This is a genomic window from Rubinisphaera margarita, from assembly GCF_022267515.1.
GTDB lineage: Bacteria > Planctomycetota > Planctomycetia > Planctomycetales > Planctomycetaceae > Rubinisphaera > Rubinisphaera margarita.
Genome location: NZ_JAKFGB010000014.1, coordinates 476,877 through 492,639 on the forward strand (window position 1 = coordinate 476,877; position 15,763 = coordinate 492,639).

The window sequence follows — 15,763 nt, forward strand, 5'->3', positions numbered from 1 at the left end:
ACAATCGCGGTCACACGATGTCGACACGATCAGCGAGCGTTCCGCGATCGCCGGAATAGTAGTGTACATCCAGTTCCAGTCAGCAGAATCGCGAAGATCCATTTCCAGAACCATGGGCCGAAAACCACGGTCGCATTGAACAAAATAAAGCCGAAGACGGCGTGCAGAGTGAGTCGATACCAGTCAGGTAGCCCGCTCAGACGCCGCCGGACTGAATACCAGATGTCCACGGGCCACCAGACGGTCAGCAGATAATTGACCCAGAGTCCGCCTCCCCAGGCGATTCCCGTCACTGTTGCCGTCTGTTGAGCGGTATGAGTGTAGGCGGCTGCGAGGTTCCAGTGATGGACATAGTGAAACGCGGCGAAAAAATGGAGAAGATACAGGAGGAAGCCGCTGCACCAGATTGCCGTCGCGAATCGATCCGCCGAAACTCCGGCTGATCGGGACCACGGCCAGATTCGCAGATCGTAAAGCAGTCGCAGGATGTAGCAGACGACCACGAGCCTCGCGGACCCGAGCACGAGCAGATCGGCCTCATCCACGGAAGATCTCTCCAGACGCCAGACGCCATTGGAACGGTTTTCGGGTCATTCTCCGACTTCTCGCCGCGGTTTGACGGCGTTTTCCGCCCTTCCTATCCTACTCAATCTCCGGAAAATTCCGTAGCGTCGTTTTGAGAATGAGGACTTCGGAACGTGTGTGGCTGGCCCGGCCAGTCACTTCATGAGAGAGACCACCATCGCACTGGCAGAGCCAGTGCCCCCCGACCGACGCAGTGGAGGCGTCGGGATCCCGAATCAGGAGTTGATCGGCTTTGCCACGGAAATCGAAGAAATCAAGCAACGGACAGGCGGTGCCGATCCCGGAAGATACGGACCGCATTCAGTACGTCTCGCTGTCGGAAGAAACCCGCCGCCGGTATCTGAATTACGCCTATTCGGTGATTCAGTCACGGGCCCTGCCCGACGTCCGCGACGGCCTCAAGCCGGTGCAACGGCGGATCATGTACGTCATGTTCAACGACCTCGGCATCACCGCCGGGGCGAAGCATCGGAAATGCGCCAAGATTTCCGGCGACACGATCGGTAACTACCATCCACACGGCGATGCGGCTGTCTACGAAGCGCTCGTTCGTATGGCTCAGGACTTCACCCTGCGGGAGCCGCTGGTCGATGGACAGGGGAACTTCGGGTCCATCATCGGATTGCCCGCCGCGTCCGCCCGATACACGGAAGCCCGACTGACGGCGATCGCCGGCGAATTGATGACCGAATTGCGGTATCAGACCGTCGACATGCGGGACAACTACGAAGGGACCCGCCAGGAACCGGTCGTCCTGCCGGCGCGGTTTCCGAACCTGCTGGTCAACGGCACTCAGGGAATCGCGGTTGGAATGGCGACGAACATTCCGCCGCACAATCTCGGCGAAGTGATCAGGGCCTGCGTGCATCTGATTGAAAATCGCGAAGCTACCGTCGCTCAGTTGATGAGGTACATCAAGGGCCCCGACTTCCCGATGGGGGGCCGCATCGTTACCGACCGTCGCGAACTGCGCACGGTTTATGAGACCGGACGTGGGGCCATTAAGGTGCGAGCCGAGTGGCAGCCCGATCCGCTGCAGAAGGGACGCGTCAGGAACAACATTGTCGTTACCTCGGTGCCGTACAACGTGGAAACCGGTCCGCTGATGGCGGAACTGGGAGGCATCGCCGAATCGAAAAAGCTGCCGCAACTGCTGGCCGCGATCGACGAGAGCAGCGAAGAACTCGGCTTGCGAATCGTGCTGGAGCTCAAGAACGCCGACGATGCCGAAACGGTCATGGCGTATCTCTACAAGCACACGGCGCTGGAACAGAACTTCAACGTCAACGCAACCTGCCTGGTGCCGGATGAGCATGACAACCTCTCGCCGGCTCAGCTGAACCTCAGGGAAATGCTCGACGCGTTTCTAAAGTTCCGCTTGAAGACCGTCACGCGGCGGCTCGAGTACATACTGGCTCAGCTCGAAAAGCGAATACACATTCTCGAAGGCTTCGAGATCATCTTCAATGGCCTCGATCTGGCGCTGAAGATCATCCGCAGCAGCCAGGGCAAAGCCGACGCCGCTCAGAAGCTGATGAAGTCCTTTCCGATCGATGCCCCGCAGGCCGATGCGATTCTCGATCTGGCCCTGTACCGGATTTCGGAGCTCGAAATCGACCGCATCATGGAAGAGCTCAAAGAGAAACGGGCGGAAGCCAAACGGATTCGCGCCATTCTCGCTTCCGAAAAGAAGCTCTGGGATCTGGTCAGCGAAGAACTCAGTGAGCTCGGCGACAAATACGGCAACAAACGTCGCACGGCAATCGGATCTTCCGAAGAGATTTCGGAGTTCGATCCGACGGCCTACATCGTTCGTGAGAACACGAATGTCGTCGTTACGACCGATGGCTGGCTGAAACGCGTGGGGCGAATTCAAAGCGTCGACAAGTTGCGAATTCGCGAAGGCGACGAAGTGCTGAATGTGCTGCCGGCCAGCACGCTCGATACGGTCGTCTTCCTCGCCGACGACGGCACGGCGTACACGCTTCCCGTCGATCAGATCCCGGCTTCAACCGGTTATGGCGAACCGCTCGCCAAACATGTGAAAATGGGTGACGGCGTCCGGATCATTTCCGCGCTCACGACCGATGCCCGGTTTACGCCAGCCGATGTTCCGGAAGGGGGCGAATCGCCCACGCCGTATCTGCTCGTGGCGACCGCACGCGGACAGGTCCTCGCCATTTCCTTCTCGTCATTCCGCCTGCCTTCCACGAAAGTTGGCCGAAAATATTGCCGGCTGGCTTCGGGCGACCGGGTCGTTTTCGCGAACCTGATCATCGATCAGGAAACGATGTTCATGGCGACCCGCGACGCCCGGGTGATTCATTTCTCCCTGTCCGACGTCCCGCTTCTCGGCGGACCCGGTCGTGGCGTGAAAGGCATCAAGTTGGAAAGCGACGACGAATGCATCGGAGCGATGTTGCTGGCTCGACCAAGTGACACGCTGCATGTGATCAACGATAACGATAACAAACTCGCGTTCGGCCAGGCCAAGTACGGCGTGACCTCCCGCGGCGGAAAAGGCGTGAAAGCCAGTCAGCGGGTTGGCTTCAAGAACATCGTTCGCCCGGACATCCCTCTGGTCGAGTGGAGTGAACTTGAGTAGAGCCACGAACGCACGTTGTGCTGGATACGCCTGACGGCTATCTCAGCCTGCGACCGGGCCTCAGTTAAGTCTTATTGAATACAGGTCCTTCGCCTCCTTCCGGGGGAGAAGGTGCCCGAAGGGCGGATGAGGGGCCGATTAACCAGCGACGCTCCACTCCACTGATGATACACAGCGGCCCACGAAGCATGGAACGCACATTTGCCCCTCACCCTAACCCTCTCCGTGAGGGGGCGAGGGGACGACTTGTTGGATAACCAGCGGCCGGTGAGATCCCGGCCTTACAGTGAGATAAGCGAATGGCGACAGCATCTCCTTCCAAATACAACGCGTCGGATATCGAGGTTCTTGAAGGCCTCGAAGCGGTCCGGCGTCGACCTTCGATGTACATCGGCGGGGTCGATACGCGTGGCCTGCATCATCTGCTCTGGGAAGTGGTCGACAACTCCGTCGATGAATTTCTCGCCGGTCATGCCGACACGATCAAGGTGACGCTGCACAAAGACGGCTGCGCCCTCACCGTGGCCGACAACGGACGCGGCATTCCGGTCGACAAGCACCCCAAATACAAGAAGTCGGCTCTCGAAGTTATCCTGACGACCCTGCACGCCGGGGGGAAATTCTCCGACAAGAACTACGCCCGCAGCGGCGGTCTGCACGGCGTTGGTTCGTCGGTCGTGAACGCTCTTTCCGAAGAGATGGTCGTCACGGTTCATCGCGATGGCTTCGAATGGATTCAGCGCTACAAACGCGGCCGGCCGACAACGCCCGTGAAGAAGGTGAAGCCGTTCAAAGGTCACGGTACCGTCCTCTACTTCCGTCCCGATGACGACATCTTCCGCCGCATCGCCTACAGCGCTGAGACGATCCGTCAGCATCTGGAAGATATCTCCTACATCCACGCCGGATTGAAGATCCGCTTCGTCGATGAAGCGAAGAACGAGACGCATGAGTTCCACCAGCCGGAGGGGATCAGGGCGTACGTCATCAAGCTGACCAAGGACGAAAAGAAGAAGCCGGTCAGCGATGCCATTTTCTTCGCCGAGAAAGAAGACGGCACCATTCGCACGGAAATCGTGCTCCGCTGGACCGAAGCGACCGACGAGCACATTCGCAGTTATGTGAACGGTATCCGCACCCATGCCGGCGGTACGCATTTGAACGGCGTCCGCTCCGGCGTGGTCAAAGCCGTGAAGAACTACATGGACGTCCACAATATCAAGCCAAAGGGTGTGGCCATCTCGGCGGAGGATATCCGCGAGGGGCTGCTGGGCGTGGTCTCCGTCTTCCATGGCGACCCGATGTTCCAGGGGCAGACCAAGGAGAAGTTGAACAACCCGGAAGTCACGGCTGTGGTCGAATCGCTGGTTCGTCCGAGTCTGGAAACGTGGCTGAACAACAACTCCTCGATCGCCGATGCGATTCTCGGTCGAATCATTCTGGCTGCCCGGGCCCGTCAGGCGAGCCGCGATGCGGTCGCTCAGGTCAAACGCAAGACTCCCGGCGGCAAACGGACGAATCTGCCTGGCAAACTGCTCGACTGTCGTTCGAGCAATCCGGAAGAATCCGAGCTGTTCATCGTCGAAGGGGACTCGGCCGGCGGAACCGCTGCGTCGGGCCGCGACAGCCGCATTCAGGCGATTCTTCCCCTGCGTGGTAAGGTGCTGAATACGGAGTCGCTGAAGGTCAACAAGTTGATGGCCAATCAGGAAATCAACGATCTGGTTGAAACACTCGGCACGGGAATCGGCCCGACCTTCGATATCCACAAGCTGCGATACAATCGCGTCATTCTGCTGATGGATGCCGACGCCGATGGTTACCACATCTGCACGCTGCTGCTGACGTTCTTCTTCCGTCATATGACGGAGCTGATTCGTCAGGAGAAGCTGTATATTGCCCAGCCGCCGCTCTACCGGATCATGACGTCGAAGGAGAACTACTACGCCATCGACGACATGCACAAGGAGCAGATTCTGGCTTCCCTGGCATCAAACCGGAAGTACGAAATCAGCCGCTTCAAAGGACTGGGCGAGATGGACGCCTCTCAGCTGAAAGAGACGACACTCGACCCGAAAAAGCGGGTGCTGCTGAAGGTCGAAATCGAGAATCAGGTTGATGCCGATCAGACCTTCCACCAGCTGCTCGGGAAGGACGCCAGCGAGCGGTACAAGATCATCATGTCGGAGTCGGCGCTGGCAGACGATCTCGACGTTTGATATTCTGGCAGGAACGGCAGGAGCTTGATTCTGTAGGCTGGGATCGCCGTACGCCGTATCTCGGCTCAAAGTGCGATCGGTGCCGGGAGACGGCTTTACCTGTCCTCGCCTGAAACTTCGTTCGCATCGCTCGTCTTCGTCGTTCAATCCACGCCAGACACCAACTGACTCCCCAACGGCCTGAAACAGTGGACTTTCTTCAATGATTTTGACAGGCCAGGAAATCAAGGCTCAGCTCGGCACGAACATCGTCATCGAACCGTATGACGATAGCCGGCTCAACCCGAACAGTTATAATTTGACGTTGCACGATGAGATCCTCGTTTATGAGGAAATCGTGCTCGATATGGCGCGGCCGAACCGGTACACGCGGTACAAGATTCCGGCCGATGGCATGGTCCTCAGCCCGAATCAGCTGTATCTCGGACGGACCGCCGAACGGACCGAAACGCACAATCTGGTGCCGATGCTCGAAGGGCGTTCGTCGATCGGGCGGCTCGGGCTCTTCGTGCACATTACGGCCGGCTTCGGCGATGTCGGATTCTGCGGCTACTGGACGCTCGAAATGTTCGCCGTCCAGCCGATTCGCATCTATCCCGGCGTGCCGATCTGCCAGATCTTTTATCACACCATCACCGGCGACGTGACGGAATACTCAAGCGGCAAGTATCAGCGGAATCAGGATATTCAGCCGAGCCTGCTGTATCGCGACTTCGAAAAAGAAGACCGCCAGATGCGGCTCGGATTCGACGAGAAAGAATGACAATGATCGACGAAGTCCGCAGCGAAGCCCAGCTTCTCAGTCACGAATATCTGATTCGCGTGGGGCAGATTGCGGAAACGCTTCGCTGCTTCGCCGAGACCGATGTCGAACTGAACCGGGGCGACCAGATTGCCGTGCAGACCGATCGAGGGCTGCGGTTCGCCAGTGTGCTGAACCGGTTGAGCAGCGAACCACTTGCTGTTGAAGACGACGAACTTCCCTCGCGATTCGTCCGCCGGCTCTCCGACGACGACCAGAAACGCCTGACCGAATTGCGGGAGCAGGCGGACAGGGATTTTCCGCGCTGGCAGCAGCGGATTGCCCAATGGAAGGTCGCCGTCGAACTGCTCGATCTGGAGTGGACTCTGGACGGCGAGCGGGTCATGCTGTACGTATTGAATGAACGCGGCCCGGAGTGCACGAAGCTCGCTCTGATGGCGGCGGCCGCAGGACTGGGCATCATCGAAGTGGTGCCCGTCTCTCCAGACGGACAACGGCAACCGACTTCTTCCGGTTCCGGCGGATGCGGCTCCGGCGGTTGCAGCAAGTAACCTCGGCCGGGATTCATCCACCGATCGATGTTCCTTCGCCCCCTTCAGGGGGAGAAGGTGCCCGAAGGCGGATGAGGGGGCGATCAACCAGCGACGTTCTATCTCTCATCGAGATCAACGGCCTACGAAGCTTGGAACCCGCATTTCCCCCTCATCCTCTCCCCCAAGGGGGCGAGAGGATTCATCACGACGACAAAAATTTCTTACTGATGCCTAACGGTCGACTTTCTCAACGATCGAACGAACAGACAACAGGAATACCATGGCAAACGCAGAGACAACGATGTGGGATGAACTCGACACGAAGATCGGCGGAGATGCCGGGGCGGCTCTGGAAGCGCTCATGACTCATCTGCAGCAGGAGGGGGATCCGCATCATCTGTTCGATGCCCGGTTGATGAAGTGGAAATTCGATAACGGCCTGCCGGTGATGCAGCCGACAAGCGTGGCCGATGTCCCCCGGGAAAAGCGGTCCGAGTTCGAACAGGTTTACATCGAAGCGGCTCGCGAGACCGGGAAACAACTGCTCGAACGCAAGCAGCTGACCGATGCCTGGATGTACTTCCGGGCGATCGACGAGCCGGAGATTATGGCGGAAGCTCTCGAAGGCTATCAGGCTCCAGACGATCTCGATGAAGAGTTCGAAGAGATTCTCCAGCTCGCACTGTATCAGCGGATTCATCCGGCCAAGGGCGTCTCGCTGATGCTCTCGACGCACGGGATGTGCAACACGGTAACCGCAGTGGACCAGCTCTATCTGGAGATGAAGGCGGACGATCGCAGTCAATGTGCCGAGATCATGGTCAAGCAGCTGTACGATGACCTGGCGCACAACGTCCGTTACGAAGTCGAGCAGCGCAGCCCGATGCTGCCGCCCGATTTGTCGCTGACCGATCTGATCGCCGGGCGGCAGTGGTTGTTCGAGAACGAGAACTATCACATCGACGTCTCGCATCTCAACGCCGTCGTCCGCTTCGCACGTTCTCTGGAAGAGAACCAGACGGAAGCGATCGAGAAGGCGATTCAGCTGTGCGACTACGGGGCCCGCCTCGCTCCGCATCTGCAGTATCCGGGCGAGCCGCCGTTCGATGATTACTACGTGGCCCACAAGCACTACTTCCAGATCGTCGGCGACAAGAACCGCGACGAATCGCTGGAGTTCTTCCGCGAACGGATGCAGCAGGCCGAAGAGCCGTCCGATCGAGAGCTGATCGCCTACGTCCTGGTCGACCTGCTGATGCGTCTCAAGCGGCACGACGAAGCGGTCGAAGTGGCCGAGAAATACCTCGGCGAAGTCCACGAACAATCCGGCTTCTCCTTCGTTGCTCTCTGCGAAGACACCAAAGACATGGACGCCCTGCAACGCCACGCAAAGAAGGTGAATAACCCCGTCCTCTACGTGGCCGCTCAACTGCAGAAGACCCGCGGAAAGTAAACCAACGGGTGCCATGCCCACGATCGCGTGGGCATGCTCTGCGCTACTCGACTGCCGAAGAGCTAGGGCATCATCGCAAAGGGTGGCCCGTCCGCCGCTGCGGGCGGGTCGCGGAAGCGACAAGAGGCCGCGCCATCCGCGTTTTGAACTGGAATCTTCGGCCCTTGCAGAAACCTCGCTCATGGCGCGGCCTCTTGTGACTGCGTCACCCGCCCGTGGCGGACGGGCACCCCCGCGTGGGCAATGCCCTGCGCGACTTTCCATTGCCGTACTCCGGTACGCTGGGATAGCGAAGCGTATCCCAGCACAATGCACGTTCTTCGCTGGTAAAATGCTGCAGGTGAATTCTGCGTATGCTGGATTATGATTTTCTCGTCAGTGAGACTCGGCTGTTCGCTTCTTCACAAGACAGCGTAGATGCGGCGATAAGTGATGCGAAGTGCTTCGAGGGATCGAAGGCGTTTCGTCAGATACAGATGTCGCTGACGGATCAAAAGATCATTGGCATCACATATTCAGACTCGCATGCATCGCTCGTATTCGAGAACGATCGTGCGATCAACATATCGTTGATGTCGAGTGGCGTTAGCGTTGCAATTGGACCGCTCATTCCCAACAACGATTCAAGGCACACGTTAAGATTGAAGTACGCAAGAACCGGGGATGTTCAAACTTGGCAGCGCGAACGTGACCTCTCCGCATGCATCGGCTTCCGCGTAACTCGATTGTGGCGATCTGGTCCAGCATGGTTCATTTATTTTGAAGGGCGTCCAATTCTTTTCGTTTGCTCTCACGCCGGCCGGTGGGCCAACGGGAAGTCTGCAAACCTGCTAACCTGGGGCGATTCCGACTGAGTCTTGAGATCCTGGTATGATTGGAAACGGCCTTCCTCAACCCAAAGTACAGAGTGCTGGGATACGTCTTAGGACTATCCCCTACGCCTGAAGTTCAGCAGGGAGGGGTGGCCCGTCCGGCACGGGCGGGTGACGAAGTCACAAGAGGCTGCGCCATAGGCGAGATGGATACGAGGGCCGGACGATTTCAGTACAACGCGCGGATGGCGCTGCCTCTTGTCGCTAACGCGACCCGCCCGCTGCGGCTGACGGGCCACCCGTCCGATCTAAACGTAATGAGAATCGCGAAAACAAATCGCTCGACGCCGATTTGCTGGGATACGCTTCGCTATCCCAGCCGAAACCTCCGCTCGCAACCTTTGCATCTCCGCGGCTTTGTGTGAGACTAATCCCGCCATACCTTCACTGCATCGCACGCATGCAGAGGATGCATTTCCCTTATTGGCTGCTGGGACCAATAATCCCCCTGCTGAGTGAGACACAGAGCCAGTGGAGACATTCGGATCTTCTCCCTGTCCGCCCGGCTCCCGGCGAGGAATGTCGGGAGCCGGGATTTTCAGGGATCGAGCCGCAGGCCCAGTCCGCTGTGCAGTCGACTGCGGCGTGGAGGGAGTTTGTTGGCCCGTTCCCGAAGCGTCTGGCCGACGCGCACAGCGGATTCTGCCCGCGGCTCGAGCAGACTGCGAAACGCGGGTTGTGATTTCGTCCGTCCCCGACACAATGTGGAGAGTCGCACGTTCCACATGACGGAGGGGAAATCATCGGACTGTTCAGCTCATCGAAAACTGTACGCTGGGGGATTCTCGGGACCGCCCGCATCACGCGGCGGGTTGCTCCGGCCATTCATCGAGCCGAGTCGTCGGAACTCGTCGCCATCGCCAGCCGCTCGCGCGAGAAAGCCGAGACCTGGGCGGAGACGTATGACTGCCCGGAGATCGTCGACAGCTACCACGCTCTGCTGGAGCGGGACGACATCGACGCCGTCTACGTTCCGCTGCCGCCGCATCTGCACGCCGAATGGACCATCAAGGCGGCTCAGGCGGGCAAGCATGTCCTCTGTGAGAAACCACTCGGGTTGACTGTCGACGAAGTCGAGCGGATGGTCACCGTCTGTCGGAATGCGAAGGTCTGCTTCGATGAAGGGGTGATGTGGTATCATCACCCGCGAGCCGCGAAGATGCAGAGGGTGGTCGCCTCCGGTCGGCTCGGGCAGATTCGCCGCGTGACGTCCGCCTTCAGTTTCCCCTGGCAGAGCACGGTGAAACCCGAAGATGAGTATCGTCTGCGCGCCGAAGAGGGAGGCGGCAGCCTGATGGACCTCGGCTGGTACTGCATCGGAGCCGCGCTGTGGGTCTTCGGTTCGCTCCCGGAATCGGTGCAGGGACGGCAGACTCCCGCCGCTCCCGAAGCAGATGAGAGTTTCAGCGGCTGGCTCCATTTCTCCGAGCATCAGGAAGCCTTCTTCGACTGCTCCCGAACAATGACATCCCGCCGCTGGATCGAAATCGCCGGCACCGAGGGTTCACTCGTGTGCGATGACTTCACGCGTCCCTGGAAAGAAGACAAATGCCGCTTCTGGGTGCACGATGCCCAGGGCAACGCCGAGGTGGTTGAGTCGGCGACTGATAATCAGGAGACCTGCATGATCGAGAACTTCTCGCAACGGGTCCTGAGTGGCGAGATCGATCCTGAGCAAGGGAAGCGAGCACTGCAGACCCAGCGAGTCGTCGAAGCGCTGCAGTTGAGCGCCCGAGACCGTCAACCTGTGGACTTGCAATCGTAGGTTGGGATAGCGAAGCGTATTCCAGCCGATGCGGTTTCAGTGCTGGGCACTTCGGCTTATTTGTTCAACTATGGCAAAGCCACATATTGAGCAGGAGTCAGTATAATCGCACTGCAATCCTCGCTTCTCATCTGACCGACACTCGAGACCCGGAATGAAGACGTTCTTTCGTGATGAGATGGTCGTCGTGCCGCATGACTTGACGATACCGGCCCATGAGAAAGCGTTTCGGTTGCTCAACAGATTGCGGCAGGGGCGGCAGCTGGAACTCGTTTCTAATTTTGCGCCGCTCCCAATCACCCAATGGACCGGTATCCACGATCTGACGTATATTCGGTCCGTTTTCGATGCAGATGTAAATCTCTTCGAAGCGGCGTCCATCCCAGTATCGGATCTCATGGTGGCCGCAATTAGAGACTCTGCAGCGAGCCTCTTTGCAGCAACGGCGGCGGCACTGGCAACGGGTTGTGCTTTTTCTCCCACGTCCGGATTCCATCATGCTCACTGGGCACACCCCGGCGTCTTTTGTTTGCTGAATGCGCTCCCTCTGGCGGCACGGCATGCATTGTCCTATCCGACGGTAAACAAGGTCCTGATTCTGGATTGTGACTATCACTGTGGGAATGGAACGGACGACATCCTCGCTCGTCTCGATGACAACCGCATTGATCATCATTCGCTAGGTTATAAGTTCACGCGACCTACGCACGCACAAGCCTATCTGCAGGAAATGGAGCGTGTGTGCGAATCGATAAGTGACAGGATCTTCGACCTCGTGATTTATCAGGCAGGAATGGATGTGCTGCTGGGAGACCCTGCAGGCGGTGGCATTCTGTCTCTTGATGCATTACGCCGGCGCGATGAGCTCGTCTTTTCAGCGTGTTGCGATGCCGAAGTCCCGATTGTCTGGAATCTTGCCGGAGGCTACACGTTGCCCGACGGATCTGGAGCAGACGCTGCGGTCGAGGGGCATCTCAATACTTATGATTGTGCTGTCGCGATATTTGGCTGAGTTCTCAGAATGATCTCGAATCCTGATCAGCTGTTACTTCGAGAAACGCATTCTGGCGAAACCTCTTGCCGACTTCGTCGGCCTCGGTAGCGGAGCAACCGGGGCTACCCCGTGAGGTTCGCTGATTACGACTGCCACTGGCTCTGCCAGTGTAACGAACGATCGTCGTTACTAATGAAGCACTGGCGGAGCCAGTGGCACACGGCGGAAAGCAGGGCGGCGATTACGCCATGCGGCGCATGTATTCCCGGGCGCGGCTGAGGACGGGGCCGATGCTGTTTTCGGGGACGCCGTAGAGGGTGCTGATCTCTTTGTAGCTCTTGCCGTCCAGGTGATAGGCACGGACGATGTTGGCTTCCTGATCGGAAAGCGATTTGATCAGGTAATCGAGCTGGTCGCGGGTCAGCACTTCGGCTTCGCCCGCATGATCGGTTGCGGGCTGCTTTTTGGCGGCCGAAGCGGGAGGAGCCGACTGCTTGCGGCGTTTGGCGATCTCTTTCACGGCGACTCGACGCGATACAACAGCCAGATACGTTGCCAGCGAGCTCTTGCCGCGGAAAAGGCGGAGTGTCTGGAACTCGTTCGAGACGATGGTGGCGAGGATCTCGGCGGAGATCTCATCGATGTCGGCGTCGTTGAGCGGGTAGCTGTGGCATTCCGCGGTGTGACGAATCGCGTGTACGAAGACGCCGACGAAGCGGTTGATGAACCTCTGCCATGCAGCGGGCTTGCGCTGCAGGCAGTTCTTGATCAGTTCGCGATCCGCTTCCGTTAAAGCCATTGCTGCCGATATCACAGGGGCCAGAGTGAAAGGGGATAGGACGGCAGCTCCATTCTTGCGGTCGCTATGACAGTCTCTGCACAGCGAACATCCCCGGACCTCGCTCCGTTATCGGGGCGGCGAACGCTGCTACCTCTCTAAAGTTTATGCCTGCATGGAATTGCGGACAAGAACTTTTTACAGCGTTCGCGTCCCGGTTTTCGATCACGCGCCGTATTTTTCCAGTCGTCCGGCATGGGCTAAAGCTAACGACATCAGATATTTTGCCTCAAATTGCCCCAGTCCCCCCTTCAGGCAACTCGATTCCCCGAACGTATCGCAGGCATCGAAGCGGCAGGTGTCGGCACTGATCATCGTCGGCACCGGGTGCCAGCTGTGCGACTTCATCATGCTCGGCGTGCTGTGATCGCCGGTGACGATGAGCACGTCGGGATTCAGAGCCGTAATCCGCGGCACGGCGGCGTCGAGCTCTTCGATCCGTTCGACTTTCTTTGCGAAATTGCCGTCTTCACCGGTCGAATCGGTATATTTGAAATGCATGAAAAAGAAGTCGTAATCGTTCCAGGCGGCTTCGAGGCGGTTGCACTGATCGTCCAGCGTCTGTCCGGCATCGAGCACGTCCATGCCGACGAGGCGGGCCAGGCCGCGATACATCGGGTAAACGGCGATAGCAGCTGAGCGGGTGCCGTAAACTTCTTCGTACGTCGGGATCTCCGGCTTCTTAGCGATGCCGCGGAGCGTGAGGAAGTTGGCCGGGAAGTCGTCCTTCAGAACTTCGCGAGCCTGCTTCAGGAATTCCTTGGCGATCTCAACGGTCTTCTCCGAACCGGCGGCTTTGGCGGTCGGTTCGAGCGGAGCGACGCCGGTTCGCTGCGGGTCGGTATCAGCCACATCGCCGCCGAGCCCTTCGCCGCGGAAGACGATGACCAGACGATATTCCTTCACGTGGCGAACGAAAACTTCGACGCCGGGGATCTCGATCTTGTCGAGCTTCTCGCAGAGTTTGGCTCCGACATCGCTGCCGATGCGGCCGGCCCGGCGATCGGAGATGTTGCCGTTCTCATCCAGGCTGCAGTAGTTACCGCGAATGGCCACGTCCTTGGGGCCGAGTTCGAAATCGATGCCGAGGGCTTCCAGCACGCCGCGGCCGATGTTGTATTCGATCGGGTCGTAGCCGAACAATCCCAGGTGCCCAGGGCCGCTTCCGGGGGTGACGCCGGGAAGAACCGGGGTGCTCAGTCCGAGCGTCCCTTTCTTGGCGAGGGCGTCGAGATTCGGTGTCTTGGCCGATTCGAGTTCCGTCTGTCCACCCGGCTGCTGGGGGAGACCGCCCAGTCCATCGGCGACGAGCATCACAATCTTGGAGTCGTTTTTCCGCTGAAGTTCCCGAGTCAGATCGTGCAGGTTCATCGCAAGGCCTTGTGGAATGCTGGATCAATGTGCAGAGAAAAGTGTGTCGGCAGCCGTTTCACAGAGCTTAGCCGCCGCACCTGCCGGGCATTGTGAAGGGGGGGCGAAAAATTCTCAAGTCAGGGCTCCGATTGCACCTGCGTACTTGGAATAAACGGTGTCGGCGGGTAAAGTTAGATCAAACCCTGTTGATATGGACCAGCATCGAAACGTCCTGTGACAGGATCGATGCGCCCGTTCCGTCAGCCTCCCGGCTGATTCCCCGAACGGACGCGGCGGATCGCCCGATCTGCTTTGGAGCTGGTTCAACCCCTGCAAAATTCATCTCCCTCTTCCGAAATAAGGACAAATCATGACGGAGTCTTCCGCCTTTTCACGACGTGATCTCCTCAAAACTTCGGCCACTGTCGGAGCCGTGGTGGCTGCCAGTGGCATCTCGAGCCGGGCCTTTGCTGCCGGGAACGAAACGATTCAGGTCGCACTGGTCGGTTGCGGCGGACGCGGCACCGGAGCAGCGGCTAATGCTCTGGAAACTCAGCAGGGGCCGGTCAAGCTGGTCGCCATGGCCGACGTCTTCGAGAATCGGATGAGCCAGAGCTATAACGCACTGAATGGCCGCTACAGCGACAAGATGGACGTGCCGGAAGATCGCAAGTTCATCGGCTTCGATGCCTACCAGCAGGCCATGGACTGCCTGAAGCCGGGCGATGTCGTGATTCTGACCACGCCCCCCGCCTTCCGCTGGGTCCACTACAAGTACGCCATCGACAAGGGCTTGAACGTCTTCATGGAGAAGCCGGTCACCGTCGATGGTCCCACGAGCCGCAAGATGCTCGAACTCAACGAACTGGCCAAAGACAAGAACCTGAAAGTCGGCGTCGGCCTGATGTGCCGCCACTGCGAAGCTCGCGGCGAGCTGCACGATCGCATTCAGAATGGCGAGATCGGCGACATCGTCCTGCTGCGGGCTTACCGTCAGGCTGGTCCGACCGGGTCCGCATTCGCTCCGCCGCACGGCGATGACATGAACGAGCTGATGTATCAGGTCAAGAACTTCCACGGCTTCCTCTGGCTGAGCGGGGGCGCTTACAGCGACTTCCTGATTCACAACATCGATGAATCGTGCTGGATGAAAGATGCCTGGCCGGTGAAGGCCAAGGGCTCGGGCGGACGTCACTATCGCGGCAAGTATGTCGATCAGAACTTCGACAACTACTCGGTGGAGTACACCTTCGCTGATGGGACGAAGATGTTCCTGGAAGGCCGCACGATGCCGGGCTGCGACAAGGAATTCGCCAGCTACGCGCACGGCACGAAGGGCTCGGCTGTGATTTCGACCTCGGCTCACCATCCGGCGAAGTGCCGCATCTACAAGGGGCAGAACTTCGTCGACAGCGATCTGAAATGGGAATTCGGCCGCAAGGAGCCGAACCCGTATCAGCTCGAATGGGAACACCTGATGGCCGCCATCCGCAACGACAAGGAATACAACGAAGTCGAACGCGGCGTCATGGCCTCCGCAGTCACCTCGATGGGCCGCATGTCCTGCCACACCGGCCGGACAATCACGCTCGACGAGATCATGAACTGCGACCACGAATTCGCCCCCCAGGTCGCCCAACTGACTCTCGACGGCGACGCCCCGCTGATGAAAGACAAGAACGGCAACTACCCCATCCCCATGCCGGGCCTGAAGACGAAACGCGAATACTAAGAGCGTTTTCTGAATAAATGATTGAGGGATCTCGGAGGTGCTCCGGGATCC

Annotated in this window: 13 protein-coding genes and 1 pseudogene; 10 read left to right on the plus strand and 4 right to left on the minus strand. The window is 58.7% G+C overall.

The features are described 5' to 3' along the window. Positions 1-29: 29 nt before the first annotated feature. Together L1A08_RS14765 and L1A08_RS14770 are read right to left on the minus strand one after the other, a co-directional pair. Complete coding sequence (locus L1A08_RS14765; protein ID WP_238757212.1) at positions 30-545, minus strand: hypothetical protein; 516 nt, start codon at positions 543-545, stop codon at positions 30-32. Positions 546-642: 97 nt separating this feature from the next. Continuing rightward, on the minus strand, positions 643-885 hold the full coding sequence (locus tag L1A08_RS14770; RefSeq protein ID WP_238757213.1) for a hypothetical protein: 243 nt from the start codon (positions 883-885) through the stop codon (positions 643-645). On the opposite strand from L1A08_RS14770, the gene L1A08_RS14775 reads away from it, so the two are divergent. The 9 genes and pseudogenes from L1A08_RS14775 to L1A08_RS14815 all read left to right on the plus strand — a co-directional run bounded on the left by L1A08_RS14775 (position 857) and on the right by L1A08_RS14815 (position 11,807). Further along, the gene (locus tag L1A08_RS14775; protein ID WP_238757214.1) at positions 857-3,190 is read left to right on the plus strand and encodes a DNA gyrase/topoisomerase IV subunit A; all 2,334 of its coding nucleotides are present in this window, start codon (positions 857-859) and stop codon (positions 3,188-3,190) included. The genes L1A08_RS14770 and L1A08_RS14775 overlap by 29 nt on opposite strands. 299 nt (positions 3,191-3,489) lie before the next feature. Beyond that, the gene (locus L1A08_RS14780; RefSeq protein WP_238757215.1) at positions 3,490-5,409 is read left to right on the plus strand and encodes a DNA gyrase/topoisomerase IV subunit B; all 1,920 of its coding nucleotides are present in this window, start codon (positions 3,490-3,492) and stop codon (positions 5,407-5,409) included. A gap of 202 nt (positions 5,410-5,611) precedes the next feature. Next, positions 5,612-6,172, plus strand: a complete 561-nt coding sequence (dcd, locus tag L1A08_RS14785) for a dCTP deaminase (protein WP_238757216.1) — start codon at positions 5,612-5,614, stop codon at positions 6,170-6,172. Then, the gene (locus tag L1A08_RS14790; RefSeq protein ID WP_238757217.1) at positions 6,169-6,723 is read left to right on the plus strand and encodes a hypothetical protein; all 555 of its coding nucleotides are present in this window, start codon (positions 6,169-6,171) and stop codon (positions 6,721-6,723) included. The genes dcd and L1A08_RS14790 overlap by 4 nt, the downstream gene beginning before the upstream one ends. A gap of 262 nt (positions 6,724-6,985) precedes the next feature. Next, positions 6,986-8,158, plus strand: coding sequence for a hypothetical protein (locus L1A08_RS14795; RefSeq protein ID WP_238757218.1), 1,173 nt, complete (start codon positions 6,986-6,988; stop codon positions 8,156-8,158). A 353-nt stretch (positions 8,159-8,511) separates the two neighbouring features. After that, positions 8,512-9,012 carry a hypothetical protein gene (locus L1A08_RS14800; protein ID WP_238757219.1) on the plus strand — a complete coding sequence of 167 codons (501 nt, stop codon included), beginning with the start codon at positions 8,512-8,514 and terminating at the stop codon, positions 9,010-9,012. Between the two features lie 841 nt (positions 9,013-9,853). Beyond that, positions 9,854-10,087 (plus strand): annotated as a pseudogene (locus L1A08_RS14805) (Gfo/Idh/MocA family protein); the annotation flags it as partial. Further along, complete coding sequence (locus tag L1A08_RS14810) at positions 10,088-10,795, plus strand: Gfo/Idh/MocA family protein (protein ID WP_238757220.1); 708 nt, start codon at positions 10,088-10,090, stop codon at positions 10,793-10,795. It begins immediately after the preceding pseudogene. A gap of 154 nt (positions 10,796-10,949) precedes the next feature. After that, positions 10,950-11,807, plus strand: coding sequence for a hypothetical protein (locus L1A08_RS14815; protein WP_238757221.1), 858 nt, complete (start codon positions 10,950-10,952; stop codon positions 11,805-11,807). A 223-nt stretch (positions 11,808-12,030) separates the two neighbouring features. On the opposite strand, the gene L1A08_RS14820 is transcribed toward L1A08_RS14815, so the two are convergent. Continuing rightward, positions 12,031-12,588, minus strand: coding sequence for an RNA polymerase sigma factor (locus tag L1A08_RS14820; RefSeq protein ID WP_238757222.1), 558 nt, complete (start codon positions 12,586-12,588; stop codon positions 12,031-12,033). 204 nt (positions 12,589-12,792) lie between these two features. Beyond that, positions 12,793-13,998, minus strand: coding sequence for a 2,3-bisphosphoglycerate-independent phosphoglycerate mutase (locus L1A08_RS14825; RefSeq protein WP_238757223.1), 1,206 nt, complete (start codon positions 13,996-13,998; stop codon positions 12,793-12,795). A 352-nt stretch (positions 13,999-14,350) separates the two neighbouring features. Here L1A08_RS14825 and L1A08_RS14830 point away from each other — a divergent pair, with 352 nt between their 5' ends. Continuing rightward, positions 14,351-15,712 carry a Gfo/Idh/MocA family oxidoreductase gene (locus L1A08_RS14830; protein WP_238757224.1) on the plus strand — a complete coding sequence of 454 codons (1,362 nt, stop codon included), beginning with the start codon at positions 14,351-14,353 and terminating at the stop codon, positions 15,710-15,712. The last annotated feature ends 51 nt before the right edge of the window (positions 15,713-15,763 follow it).

What these genes read in the sequence shown, in the direction of transcription:
- L1A08_RS14820 (WP_238757222.1), bottom strand. Translation starts at nt 12,588, where the DNA reads ATGGCTTTAACGGAAGCGGATCGCGAACTGATCAAGAACTGCCTGCAG.
- L1A08_RS14830 (WP_238757224.1), top strand. Translation starts at nt 14,351, where the DNA reads ATGACGGAGTCTTCCGCCTTTTCACGACGTGATCTCCTCAAAACTTCG.
- L1A08_RS14780 (WP_238757215.1), top strand. Translation starts at nt 3,490, where the DNA reads ATGGCGACAGCATCTCCTTCCAAATACAACGCGTCGGATATCGAGGTT.
- dcd (WP_238757216.1), top strand. Translation starts at nt 5,612, where the DNA reads ATGATTTTGACAGGCCAGGAAATCAAGGCTCAGCTCGGCACGAACATC.
- L1A08_RS14800 (WP_238757219.1), top strand. Translation starts at nt 8,512, where the DNA reads ATGCTGGATTATGATTTTCTCGTCAGTGAGACTCGGCTGTTCGCTTCT.
- L1A08_RS14825 (WP_238757223.1), bottom strand. Translation starts at nt 13,998, where the DNA reads ATGAACCTGCACGATCTGACTCGGGAACTTCAGCGGAAAAACGACTCC.
- L1A08_RS14770 (WP_238757213.1), bottom strand. Translation starts at nt 885, where the DNA reads ATGCGGTCCGTATCTTCCGGGATCGGCACCGCCTGTCCGTTGCTTGAT.
- L1A08_RS14795 (WP_238757218.1), top strand. Translation starts at nt 6,986, where the DNA reads ATGGCAAACGCAGAGACAACGATGTGGGATGAACTCGACACGAAGATC.
- L1A08_RS14815 (WP_238757221.1), top strand. Translation starts at nt 10,950, where the DNA reads ATGAAGACGTTCTTTCGTGATGAGATGGTCGTCGTGCCGCATGACTTG.
- L1A08_RS14790 (WP_238757217.1), top strand. Translation starts at nt 6,169, where the DNA reads ATGACAATGATCGACGAAGTCCGCAGCGAAGCCCAGCTTCTCAGTCAC.